The 11,792-nt window shown below is 65.3% G+C and carries 11 protein-coding genes; 9 read left to right on the top strand and 2 right to left on the bottom strand.

The features are described 5' to 3' along the window. Positions 1-24 precede the first annotated feature (24 nt). The 7 genes from XH93_RS39530 to XH93_RS39500 all read left to right on the top strand — a co-directional run bounded on the left by XH93_RS39530 (position 25) and on the right by XH93_RS39500 (position 6,641). Entirely contained in the window at positions 25-324 is a 300-nt protein-coding gene (locus XH93_RS39530; RefSeq protein WP_139480286.1) for a putative quinol monooxygenase, read from the top strand. Positions 325-350: 26 nt separating this feature from the next. Next, positions 351-650 (top strand): putative quinol monooxygenase, encoded by a 300-nt coding sequence (locus tag XH93_RS39525; RefSeq protein WP_139858136.1) that lies wholly within the window; start codon positions 351-353, stop codon positions 648-650. A 251-nt stretch (positions 651-901) separates the two neighbouring features. Next, on the top strand, positions 902-1,564 hold the full coding sequence (locus tag XH93_RS39520) for an urease accessory protein UreE (RefSeq protein WP_194471586.1): 663 nt from the start codon (positions 902-904) through the stop codon (positions 1,562-1,564). After that, entirely contained in the window at positions 1,545-2,282 is a 738-nt protein-coding gene (locus XH93_RS39515) for an urease accessory protein UreF (protein ID WP_194475513.1), read from the top strand. Before XH93_RS39520 ends, XH93_RS39515 begins: the two co-directional genes overlap by 20 nt. A 193-nt stretch (positions 2,283-2,475) precedes the next feature. Next, positions 2,476-3,123, top strand: coding sequence for an urease accessory protein UreG (gene ureG, locus XH93_RS39510; RefSeq protein ID WP_194471585.1), 648 nt, complete (start codon positions 2,476-2,478; stop codon positions 3,121-3,123). 423 nt (positions 3,124-3,546) lie between these two features. After that, on the top strand, positions 3,547-5,208 hold the full coding sequence (locus tag XH93_RS39505) for an HWE histidine kinase domain-containing protein (protein ID WP_194471584.1): 1,662 nt from the start codon (positions 3,547-3,549) through the stop codon (positions 5,206-5,208). A gap of 407 nt (positions 5,209-5,615) precedes the next feature. Further along, entirely contained in the window at positions 5,616-6,641 is a 1,026-nt protein-coding gene (locus XH93_RS39500; RefSeq protein WP_194471583.1) for a cytochrome-c peroxidase, read from the top strand. Between the two features lie 31 nt (positions 6,642-6,672). Here the strand turns inward: XH93_RS39500 and XH93_RS39495 are convergent, their stop codons facing one another. Beyond that, complete coding sequence (locus XH93_RS39495; protein WP_172626644.1) at positions 6,673-6,837, bottom strand: hypothetical protein; 165 nt, start codon at positions 6,835-6,837, stop codon at positions 6,673-6,675. Between the two features lie 303 nt (positions 6,838-7,140). Between XH93_RS39495 and XH93_RS39490 the strand changes: the two genes are divergently transcribed. Beyond that, on the top strand, positions 7,141-8,124 hold the full coding sequence (locus XH93_RS39490; RefSeq protein WP_194475512.1) for a hypothetical protein: 984 nt from the start codon (positions 7,141-7,143) through the stop codon (positions 8,122-8,124). Between the two features lie 33 nt (positions 8,125-8,157). On the opposite strand, the gene XH93_RS39485 is transcribed toward XH93_RS39490, so the two are convergent. Beyond that, positions 8,158-8,523, bottom strand: coding sequence for a methylamine utilization protein (locus XH93_RS39485; RefSeq protein ID WP_194471582.1), 366 nt, complete (start codon positions 8,521-8,523; stop codon positions 8,158-8,160). A 213-nt stretch (positions 8,524-8,736) separates the two neighbouring features. Here XH93_RS39485 and XH93_RS39480 point away from each other — a divergent pair, with 213 nt between their 5' ends. Then, entirely contained in the window at positions 8,737-11,649 is a 2,913-nt protein-coding gene (locus tag XH93_RS39480) for an EAL domain-containing protein (RefSeq protein ID WP_194471581.1), read from the top strand. Positions 11,650-11,792: the final 143 nt, after the last annotated feature.

The following is an 11,792-nucleotide window of genomic DNA, read 5'->3' as shown; positions in this document are numbered from 1 at the left end:
AAAGAGAAAACCGGGAGGATTTCCGTGATTTACGTCGTCGCCACGCTGACCATCAAGCCCGAGACCCGCGCCGAATTCATCGCTGCGGCGACCGCCTGCATCAAGGAGACCCGCAAGGAGCCCGGCAACATCGCCTACGATCTGCACGAGAGCGTCACCGACCACAGCAAGATGGTGTTCGTCGAGCAGTGGGAGAACGCCGAGGCGCTGGTGCCGCATCGCACCGCCGAGCACATGAAGACGTTCGGCCGGGTCGCGGTGAAATGCATGGTCTCGCCGCCGCGGATCGAGGTCATCACGCCCGAGAAGGTCGACGTCCGCTAAGCAAGAACAAGAGCAGGAAGCGCATCATGATCTACGTCATCGCCACCACGCCGATGAAGCCCGAGAACCGCGAGGACTTCATCAAGGGCCACAAGGCCTGCACGGTCGAGACCCGCAAGGAGAAGGGCTGTCTTGCCTATGATGGCCACGTCAGCGTCAACGACCCCAACCTCTACGTCGTGGTCGAGCGCTGGGAGACCCGCGACGACCTCAACGCCCACGCCCGCGCGCCCCACATGAAAGTGTGGCGGGAATATTCCGCGCAGATGAAGACCGCGCCGACGGTGATCGAGATCATCAGCGACGGCAAGGTCGAGAAGCTTTGAGCTGATCATGCGTCAAACTGCGCCACGAACTCCACTTCACCTCGCCCCGCCTGCGGGGAGAGGTCGTAACGCATCGCCAGATGCGTTACGGGTGAGGGGGAGTCTCCGCGGACGCATCTGGCGCCGTCGATGCGGAAGTAGCCCCTCACCCCAACCCTCTCCCCGTAAGAACGGGGCGAGGGGGCGCACCGTGATCGTGGTCGGCACCGACCTCATCTCACTGCGTTCCAACGCATAACACGAAGGCACCGATGATCCGCGCAACCAAAATTCTCGGGCAACATCGCTGGACGCACGCCGCGGCCGACACCGTCGTGCTCGATTTCGACGACCGGCACCGGCGGCGGATGGCGATGACGGGGACGCGTGGGCTCGAATTTCTGCTCGATCTTGAAAATGCCGTCGCCCTGCGCGGCGGCGATGCGCTGGTGTTGGAGGACGGCCGCCTGATCGAGGTGGTCGCCGCCCCCGAAGCGCTGCTCGAAATCCGCGGCAGCGATCCGCATCATCTGATCCGGGTCGCCTGGCATCTTGGCAACCGGCATCTGCCGACCCAGATCATGCCGAAGGGGCTACGCATCCGCCGCGACCACGTCATCGAAGCGATGGTGAAGGGTCTTGGCGCCCGCGTGCTCGAGATCGAGGCGCCGTTCGATCCCGAGGGCGGCGCCTATGCCGGGCACGCCCACGCCGAGGAGCCCGCGCAAGGTCATACCGGGCACGATCATGCCCACAGCCATGCGCATGATCACGGTCATCACCACGGTCACGATCACCACGATCATGATCACCACCATCACCACGACGAGCATTGCGGTCACGACCATCACCACGGTGATAGCCATCACCACGGTGATGGGCATCACCACGGTGATCACCATCACGACCACTCCCATGCTCATGACCACAAATGAGCCCGATCCCGCTGCCGTCGGCGGCGGGATGACGGAGCGCGAGGCCGCTGCGCTGTACCGGCTGATGACGTGGCTGTCGCCATCGTTCCCGGTCGGCGCGTTCTCTTATTCCAGCGGCATCGAATGGGCGGTGGAGGCCGGCGACATCAGCGATGCCGCCTCGCTGCGCGACTGGCTCGCCGCTATCCTCACCGACGGCAGCGGCTTTTGCGACGGCGTCTTGCTCGCGCACAGCCACCGCGCGGCGGCGGAGCAGGATGCCGCTGCCTTGAAGCAGATCGCCGAACTCGCCGCCGCCCTGGTGCCGTCGCGCGAGCGCCAGCTCGAGACCACGACCCAGGGCCGCGCCTTCATCGAGATTGCCCGCACCGCCTGGAATTCGCCCGGCCTCGACGACAGCATTGCAGCCTGCGATGGCCCGATCGTCTATCCGGTCGCGGTCGGCCTGGTCAGCGCCGCGCACGGCATTCCGCTGGCGCCGTCGCTGCACGCCTTCCTGCATGCTGTGGTCTCGAACTGGATTTCGGCCGGCAGCCGGCTGATCCCGCTCGGGCAGACCGACAGCCAGCGCGTGCTCGCCGCGCTCGAGGGCGACGTCGCCGCCACCGCAGCGCGTGCCGCGACCGCTTCGCTCGACGACCTCGGCAGCGCGACCTTCCGCGCCGATCTCGCCAGCTTGCGGCACGAGACGCAGTATACGAGGCTGTTCAGATCATGATCTGCGACTCTCTCCACGCGTCGTCCCGGCCTAGTGCGCAATGCGCACGGGGGCCGGGACCCATGACCACAGGCCTTTGTGGTTGTGCAGCGCTGTGGCCCCAGCGTCGCGCAGCAACTCAATTCGGCGGTAATGGGTCCCGGCCCCCGTGCGCAATTGCGCACTAGGCCGGGACGACGATGGATGGATTGACATGCCTACTTCTCACGGCCCGTTGCGCGTCGGTGTCGGTGGTCCGGTCGGCTCCGGCAAGACCGCGCTGATGGATCTGCTCTGCAAGACGATGCGCGAGCGCTACGACATCGCCGCGATCACCAACGACATCTACACCAAGTGGGACGCCGAATTTCTGGTGCGCTCCGGCTCGCTGACGGCGGACCGCATCGCCGGCGTCGAGACCGGCGGCTGTCCGCACACCGCGATCCGCGAAGACGCCTCGATGAACCTTGCCGCGGTCGCCGACATGCGGGCCAAGTTTCCGAACCTCGATCTGGTGCTGATCGAATCCGGCGGCGACAATCTCGCCGCGACCTTCTCGCCGGAATTGGCCGACCTGACCATCTACGTCATCGACGTCGCCGCCGGCGACAAGATCCCCTCCAAGGGCGGCCCGGGGATCACGCGCTCCGACCTGCTCGTGATCAACAAGATCGACCTCGCGCCCCATGTCGGTGCGTCGCTTGAGAAGATGGAGACCGACACCAGGCGGATGCGCGGCGAGCGGCCCTTCGTGATGACCAACCTGAAGAAGAGCGATGGCCTGGAGCGCATCGTCAGCTTCATCGAGACCAAGGGCGGCCTTCGGTCGCAGGCCGCCGGCCGGGCCGCCAAGGCGAGCTAGTCGTTAATCATTGTGGCGGACGAGGCCGACCGTGCTGGTCCCGTCATCCTGAGGTGCGAGCCTCTTCGGCGAGCCTCGAAGGATGCACGGCCCGGTCAGTGGCCGACTCATCCTTCGAGGCGCGCAAGAGCGCGCACCTCAGGATGACGGGAAGCAGCCGTACCGAGCTCCCCCCGCCGCAAAAAAGCTGCGCAATCGCCGGAACAATTGCCAACTTTGCCGATTAGCAATCCTTGGCGCCGCCAAACATCGGCCGGGTGGCGTCGGCGTTAATGCTGCCGACCGGCTTCAGTTGCGTACCAATGATCGCTACTCCATATTCCGGTGCGGCTGGTGTACTTCACGTGTTGATTTGTCGCCGCCCCCGCAGACCCGAGATGCCATCCGTCCCGTTTCGCCACCCCTTGATTGCCGAGTAAACGCGTGGTTCGGCTGGGCTTTATCGTCGCCTTGATCGCGCTGATCGGGATCCTGCTCTCCGGTCTCGCGGCCTATCGGGTGCACGATCAGGAGCTGGCGATCGACGGCATCGCGCTGGCGCGGGCGATCGACGTTCACGCCAGCCTGGTGCAGGACCGCCTGACCGAGCGCGAGCTGCTGGCGCGGGTGGCCTCCGGCCTGTTCCGGGCGCCGTCGATGGTGAAGGCCAACATGCTGCAGCCGCTGCGCTCGGCGATCTATGCCTTCAAGACCGACTTCGTCGTCGCCACCTGGATCGCGCGGCTGAGACCGAACGAGCTCACCGCGGCCGAGGCGGAGCTGAAGGCCGCAGGCTTTACCAACCCGCAGATCAGGGATTTCGACGACCAGCCGCTCGACATCAAGGCACTCGACAAGCCGATCAACGTGCTGATGGACGTCGAGCCGCGCAACCCGGAAACGCTGAGCATCCCGGGCCGCGCCTTCGACCGCCACTCCGTGGTCGGCCCGATGCTGACCAAGGCGATGGCCGAGGCGAAGCCAGTGGCCTCCGATCCGATCCCGCTGTTGCGACAGAATGGTCCGATCGGCGTCGCGCTCGCCGCGCCGGTGTTCCAGGAGGGCGCGTCGGAGCCGGCCGGCTTCGTCACTTTTTCCTACGAGCTGTCGTCGCTGATGCTGACCAATGACGACACTTCGCTGTTTGCCGTGGCGCTGAAGGATCCGCGCGATTCCAATGACGAGTTCACCGCCAACGAGCAGGGCGTCGTCACCTCGCGCGCGGTGCGCCAGGACGGTCCGCTGCCATCGATGGTTCGCACCGTGACGTTCGGCGGCCGCGACTGGTCGCTCGACTACTACGCCAAGAGCAACGCCACCGTGCGCGCGCAGCAGACCGCGACCATCGTCGCCGCGATCGGGCTTGCGCTCACCGGCATCGTCTGCGGCCTGTTCGGCTACGTCGCCTACAACAATCTGCGGCTCAGCCGCGAGATCGAGGTCCGGATCGGCTTCGAGCGGCGCCTGACCGCCGTGATCGACGAGCTCAACCATCGTGTGAAGAATATCCTGGCGGTGATCCAGTCGATCGTGACGCGCACGCTGCGCCACGGCACCGACATCGACGTCGCGCGCGAGCTCTTGATCGGGCGCATCCACGCGATGTCGAACGTGGTGACGCTGCTCAGCGAGAGCCAATGGCAGGGCGTCAAGCTGAAGGGCCTGTTCGAGTCACGCTCGATCCCGCATGCCGACCGCATCGCGGTGAACGGCCCCGACATCACCGTCAGCGCCCGCGCCGCGCAATCGCTGTCGCTGCTGTTCTTCGAACTCGCCTCGCATTCCGACGAGGGGCTGTCGCTGGTCGGCAAGCATCCGCACATCGTCGCCAATTGGGAGGTCAATGGTGAGACCGCGGACGCGGTCTTCCATTTCCGCTGGGAGGAGTTCAACACCAGCCAGGCGACGCGGCGCGCCGACAGCGATTTCGGCCTGATCCTGCTTGACCGCGTCGCGCCCGAAGCGCTCGGCGGCACCGCCAAGCGCTACTTCACCGACGTCTCCTACGTCTACGAACTCACCGCGCCGATGGACACCGTCGTCGACATGACCGAGCGCGACCGCACCGAGCAGTTCTCCGCGCCGCTGCGCCCGGTGAAGAAGTGAATGGTCAGCAATCGTGACGGGATAGGGGCGCATGTGAAGGGCGATCGAGGGGGCAGACGCCAGCCGCGCCAACGTAAGGGAAGCACTAGCGGCCGGGTTCCCTCCCCCCTTGCGGGGGAGGGTTAGGGAGAGGGGTATCCCACGGGGACTCTCTCCGAATACCAACCGGATCGCGCAACTATGAGGGCTCGAACCGCGTCGACCATCTCGCCCGGGGCCACCCCTCTCCCCAACCCTCCCCCGCAAGGGGGGAGGGTGCCTGAGCAGCCTGCTCACCTCACGCGGGCACGCAGCACCCACCCTCAACGGGAATCCTGGCTCCCGTCCGTAATCCCCGCAACCGATCGTTAAAACTTCATTGAATATGCTTGTGCATATAGCGGGCAGGATACCGTCTGAGGAACCCAATGAGACTTTGGGTCGGCCTGACCTTGCTCGCGGCACTTGCGCCGGTCGGGCTGTCGTTTGCGTTGAACGCGACGACGGCACCCGACAGCGTCGCGACAGGCCGCGCCAGCTATCGCCGGCCGGACGCCGTTCCCTATCCCGCCAGCAATCCGTGGTCCGAGGCGAAATCCGCGCTTGGGCAGATGCTGTTCTTCGATCCGCTGCTGTCGCGGTCGAAGACGCGCGCCTGCGCGACCTGCCATAACCCGTCGCTGTCCTGGGGCGACGGCCTGCCCCGCGCCATCGGCGAGGATCCGAAGGGCCTACCGATCCGCTCGCCGACCCTGATCGATGTCGCCTTCTTCGAGCCGCTCGGCTGGGACGGCAAGTTCAAGACGCTGGAATCCGTCGCGTTCGGGCCGATCGAGAATCCGGCCAATATGAACATGACCGAGCCGGAGCTGCTTGCGCGGCTGTCGGCGATCCCCGGCTATGTCGATGCGTTCACCCGCGCCTTCGGCGACGGCGCGATCACGCGGCCGAGGATCGAAGCATCGCTGGCGACCTTCGAACGCTCGATCGTGGCGGGCGAGGCGCCGTTCGACCGTTGGATCAAGGGCGACAACAGCGCGATCAGCCCGGCGGCACAGCACGGCTTCGAGCTATTCAACGGCAAGGCGGGCTGCGCTGCCTGCCACAGCGGCCCGTCGTTCTCGGACGGCTCGTTTCAGGATATCGGCACCGCCAAGGGCCATGACATCGGCCGCGGGCGCTTCTTTCCGGCATCGGCGAAGCTGCGCTTCGCGTTCAAGACCCCGACATTGCGCGACGTGGCGCGCCGCGCCCCCTACATGCACGACGGATCGGTCGCGACCCTGGACGATGTGATCGAGCTCTACAACAAGGGCGGGGTCGACCGTCCCAGCCGATCGCCCGACATCAAGCCGCTGTCCCTGACCGCAAGCGAGAAGGACGACCTGATCGCGTTTCTGCAAACGCTGACGGCGAATTCACCGGTTCCCGCAGGCCCAAGATTGCCGCGCTGATCGCGGCCGCAAGCCTGTCGGCCGACGCCTGTCAGAGCAGGTGAGGCAGCGCCGATCCGAGCAGACCGAGCCCGACGAGCAGGAACGCGCCGGCGCAGGCCTCCAGGGCCGCAGTACGCGATGGGTACAACTTTGTCGCGAAGGCGAGCGCCGACCCCACCCCGATACTGACGACGCTCAACGCAGCTCCGAACATGGCGCGGCCTCCCGATCCGACGTGTTCGGGCCTTCATTACGACAGTTGAATTGAGCTCCCGTGCCGGAATTAGCTAAAGCTTTATGCAACTGCCGCGTGAAAACGAGTGCCCGCTACCGGGCAGAACGGTTAACCACAATGCAACCAAAGGTGTCCGTGGCCGGGCAAAATCGTTAAGATTTGATGTAAGTTGGAACAAGTCGTTAAGCGTGGGCAGTCGGTGTGATGTTCAGTGAATGGGGGCGAGAGGCCGGTACGGCACTCCGTGGGCGCTCCTTGTTCGCCAGGTGCATCGTAGCGCTCCTGTTTTGCGTGGTGTCGGCACGGTCTGCCGAGGCGCATGTCAAATGGTTTTGCGCGTTCGATGTCGCCGGGCAGCCGCGGGGACTCGAGAATGTACTCTGTCTCGATTTCGAGCTGCTGCTCGGCATCGCGGTATTCTGGCTGCTTGCCGGCTGCCTGATCGAGCCCACCTCGCTGGGCGCCGCGACGATCCGCGCGATGGATCGCATCACCGAGGGATTGCAGCGGCACACCGAAGTGATGATGCGCGCCGTCACTGCGTTCTTCTTCATCTCGATCTGGGCGGTGGGCGGCATCCTGCTGACGCCCGAGTTGAAGACGGCGTCACCGCTGGTCGGCGCGCTGCAACTCGGCATCGCCGCGGGCATGCTGTCGCGGCGGACGATGCCGCTGTCGGCCGCCGGGATCGCGATCCTGTTCGGCATCGGGGTCTACAATTACGGCGTCTTCCATCTCGCCGACTATCCGATCTTTCTCGGCGTCGCCGCCTATCTGGCGCTGGTCGGGCTGAAAAAGGATTTGTTCGGTGTCGCGCCGCTCGACGTGATGCGCTATGCCGCCGGAATAACCCTGATGTGGGCCTCGATCGAGAAATGGGCCTATCCCGAATGGAGCTTTCCGCTCCTGATCGAGCACGCCTCGATCACCCTCGGCTTCGACAACGAGTTCTACATGCGCGCCGCAGGCATGGTGGAATTCGTGCTCGCCTTTGCCTTGATGTGGACGCCGCTGATCCGGCGGTGTGCGGCAGCCGTGCTGACCGGAATGTTCATCAGCGCATGCTTCGAATTCGGCAAGCTCGACACCATCGGCCACTCGGCGATCATCGCCGTGCTGCTCGCGATCGTCTGCGACAACCGGGTATCGGCGGACGATCGCCGCGCGCCGTGGCTTGCCCCGGTCGGGCTCGGCGCCGCGTTGGCGGCGACGCTGTTCGTCTACTATGTCGGGCACGCCGCGCTGTTCAAGACGTCGATCCTGTAGGGATCGCTGCCGGCAGGATCGTTACCTCCAGCATCATTTGGCGACGTGGACGGCGAGCTTCATCTTCGGATGAATGCCGCACAGCACCATGAAGTCGCCGGGCACCGAGAAGGTGACATCGAACTTGCTGCCCGGCTGCTGATCGCCGGAGTCGAAGCTGAAAGTGTCGGTGCTCAAATAAGCGTGATGCAGCAGTTCCCCATCATCGTTAATGAATCGTAAAGTCTCGCCGCGCTTGATCGCAATCTGCGCCGGCCTGAATTCGCGATCCTTCTGCGAAATGGTATACGGACCCGCGCCCAGGGCCGCTCCTGCAAGGATTCCCGTGAAGATCACAATCAGAAACTGCACGCGGCCGCGCTGGGCCACGCGCGAGGTGCGCAACAAGCCTGCCTGCATCTCAACCCCGCATCAACGTCCGATACCCGGAACCCTATGGCACAAATGTGCTCGCCGGATTACCTGAGGTGCGGATTATCGCCAGCTCATCTTAACGATTTCAGCATCAGTTCGGGTCACTACTAGCGGAATTTGAGCCAACAATCATTTCCGCAGTGCCGCGCCCTTTGCGTGGCTTGAGCAGCGAGCACGGCAGCACGGCAAAACGCGGGTATGGATACGGTCTTCGACAACCTCAAGGTGAAAAGTGTTGCGGCTTTCCGGTTTGCGGCCGGTCGTCTTTCGAGGCTTGCCCTGACCACGGGATCGATTCGCACCCAGATCCTGATCTTTTGCCTGGCGATGAGCGCCATTGCGGTGGCGCTCGGCGGCTACTCGACCCTCGGCATCCGCCACGCCGGCGATCTGGTGACGCGGACGTTCGACGAATCCCTGATGTCGATCAACTATGCCCGTGCCGCGGGTGCCGACTTCGCGGCGATGCGGGTCGCCTCGTCGCAGCGCCTGTTAACCACCGACCCGGCGATCCACGCCAGCCTCGACAAGCAGATCGACGAGCTCGCCAAGACGCTGTCGGAAGACCTCGCGATCGCCGCCGACCGCTCGCAGTCCTCGCGGGCGGCGAACGCCGCCGCCAAGGTGCAGGAAGCCGCCGACGCCTGGATGGCGCTGCACCGCATCGCGGTCGAATCCTCCTCCGACGGCAGCTTCGCGAGCGATACGCCCGGCACCTCGATCGGCGACGTCGACCGCTATTCCAGGATCGTCAGCCAGCAGGTCGAGCTACTGGTCAACTATACCGCCGGCGACGGCTTCCTGTTCCGGCAGCGCGCGCTCTCGACGATCCGGCGCGATCTGCAGCTCAACGTCGCCGGGCTGACCCTCGCACTGTTTCTGTCGGCGCTGTTCTCGTGGCTGCTGGCGCGCCGCATCATCGGGCCGGTCGCCATTGCGTCCCGGGCCGCGCGGCGCATCGCCGACGGCGACCTCAACGCGACGATCCCGAAGGGCGGCACCGACGAGCTCGGTACGCTGCTCGGCGCGATGGAAACCATGCGCGACAACATCCGGCGGACGGTCAATCAGGAGGTGTCGGAACGCCGCTCCGCGCAGGCGCGGTTGTCCGATGCGCTGGAAAGCTCGCGCGAAGGCGTCGTGCTGCTCGACGCCGACGGCCAGATCGCGCTGGCCAATTCGCGCGCCAGCGAGCTGATCCATCTGTCGCCGCAGCTCCTGCATTCGGACCGGCTCGATGCCGCGGCGCCGGCGACCGCGGCAATCGACAGCGACAGCGATCCGTTCGCCAGCGAAGCGCAGCTTCCCGACGGGCGCTGGTTGCGGGTCAGCCGCAGCGAGACCCAGGAGGGCGGCGTCATCCTGGTCTACAGCGACATCACCACGCTGCGGCAGCAGAAGGCCGAGCTGCACGAGACCAATCTGCGGCTCGATGCGGCGCTGACCCACATGTCGCAGGGGCTGTGCCTCTACAACAGCGAGGCGCGTCTGCAGGTCGCCAACCGCAGGTTCTGCGAGATCTTCGATATTTCTCCCGAGCTCGTCGTCCCCGGCATGACGATGGAGGACATCTTCGGTCTGAGCATCGCCGCCGGCAATCACGGCAGCTGCACCGTGGTCGACCTGATGGCGGAACGCGACCGCTCGCTCGCGCAGAACGAGGGTGGCAACTATCTGCAGCATCTCGCCGACGGGCGGATCATTTCGATCGCGCAGCGGCCGACCACCGACGGCGGCTGGCTGGTCACCTGCGAGGACGTCACCGAGCAGCAGCGCGCCGAGTCGCAGATCGCGTTCATGGCGCGGCACGACGCGCTGACGCGGCTGCCGAACCGCACCCTGCTGGCCGAACGGATCGAGCTTGCGGTCGCGCAGGCCGGCCGCGGCCTCGGCTTTGCCGTGCACTGTCTCGATCTCGATAATTTCAAGCAGGTCAACGACACGCTGGGCCACCCGGTGGGCGACGAATTGCTGTGCGCGGTCGCGGACCGGCTCAACGCCTGCGTCCGCGAGATCGATACCGTCGCGCGTCTCGGCGGCGACGAGTTCGCGGTGATCCAGTCCGGCCTGCATGACGGCGCGGAGGCCGAGCATCTTGCGCGACGGATGGTCGAATGCGTCGGCATGCCCTACGAGCTGAACGGGCATCGTGTCGTGGTCGGCTGCAGCGTCGGCATCTCGATATCGCCGGGCGACGGCACCTCGGGCGAGAAGCTCCTGAAGAACGCCGACGTCGCGCTGTACCGCGCCAAGATGGAGGGCCGCGGCACCTGGCGGTTCTTCGAGCCCTCGATGGACGCCAGCCTGCAGCGGCGCCGGGCGATCGAGCTCGATCTGCGCGAGGCGATGGCCAAGGACGAATTCTCGCTCTACTACCAGCCGCTGTACGACCTGCATCTCGACCGCATCTGCGGCTTCGAGGCGCTGCTGCGCTGGCATCATCCAAAGCGCGGGATGGTGCCGCCCGACCAGTTCATCCCGATCGCCGAGGAGATCGGGCTGATCGGCCCGCTCGGCGAATGGGTGCTGCACCGGGCCTGCGAACAGGCCGTCACCTGGCCCGGCGAGATGAAGCTTGCGGTCAACGTTTCCGCGGCGCAGTTTCGCGATTCCGGCTTCATCGACATCATCGCCGACGCGCTCGCGACGTCGCAATTGTCGCCGCGCCGGCTGGAGCTCGAAATCACCGAATCGGTCTTCCTCGCCAACAGCACCGAGACGCTGGCGACGCTGCACAAGCTGAAGGCGCAGGGGCTGCGCATCGCGCTGGACGATTTCGGCACCGGCTATTCCTCGCTGAGTTATCTGCGCAGCTTCCCGTTCGACAAGCTCAAGATCGACAAGTCCTTCGTCCGCGACGCCACCGCGACCCATGGATCGAAATCGATCGTGCGGGCGGTGATCAGCCTCGGCAGGAGCCTCGGCATGACGACGATTGCCGAGGGCATCGAGACGGTCGAGCAGCTCAACCACATGCGCGCCGAAGGCTGCAACGAGGCCCAGGGTTTTCTGTTCAGCCACCCGGTGCCGGTGACGGAGATCGCCGCAAAAATCCTCGAGCTCCGGAACGGCTTCAAGACATCAGCGCTCAGGAATGCGATGGCGAGCTAGGGCGCGATGAAGTTAGGTTGAATCGGTTTGACCGCGGGCTCGATCCACCTCTCCCCGACGGGGAGAGGTCGATTTGCGCAGCAAATCGGGTGAAGGGCTCCAGCTCCAACGAGAGACCGTAACCCCTCACCCGGCGCTTCGCC

Origin of the sequence: Bradyrhizobium sp. CCBAU 51753, assembly GCF_015291565.1 — a bacterium.
In the GTDB taxonomy this organism is placed as follows: domain Bacteria; phylum Pseudomonadota; class Alphaproteobacteria; order Rhizobiales; family Xanthobacteraceae; genus Bradyrhizobium; species Bradyrhizobium ivorense.
Note: the sequence above shows the minus strand (reverse complement) of the source record. Positions and strands in the feature narration are given on the sequence as shown.

Bases quoted from the DNA above. Each gene is read 5' to 3' on its own strand.
- XH93_RS39525 (WP_139858136.1), top strand. From the start codon at position 351: ATGATCTACGTCATCGCCACCACGCCGATGAAGCCCGAGAACCGCGAG.
- XH93_RS39480 (WP_194471581.1), top strand. From the start codon at position 8,737: ATGGATACGGTCTTCGACAACCTCAAGGTGAAAAGTGTTGCGGCTTTC.
- XH93_RS39515 (WP_194475513.1), top strand. From the start codon at position 1,545: ATGCTCATGACCACAAATGAGCCCGATCCCGCTGCCGTCGGCGGCGGG.
- XH93_RS39485 (WP_194471582.1), bottom strand. From the start codon at position 8,523: ATGCAGGCAGGCTTGTTGCGCACCTCGCGCGTGGCCCAGCGCGGCCGC.
- ureG (WP_194471585.1), top strand. From the start codon at position 2,476: ATGCCTACTTCTCACGGCCCGTTGCGCGTCGGTGTCGGTGGTCCGGTC.
- XH93_RS39520 (WP_194471586.1), top strand. From the start codon at position 902: ATGATCCGCGCAACCAAAATTCTCGGGCAACATCGCTGGACGCACGCC.
- XH93_RS39500 (WP_194471583.1), top strand. From the start codon at position 5,616: ATGAGACTTTGGGTCGGCCTGACCTTGCTCGCGGCACTTGCGCCGGTC.
- XH93_RS39495 (WP_172626644.1), bottom strand. From the start codon at position 6,837: ATGTTCGGAGCTGCGTTGAGCGTCGTCAGTATCGGGGTGGGGTCGGCG.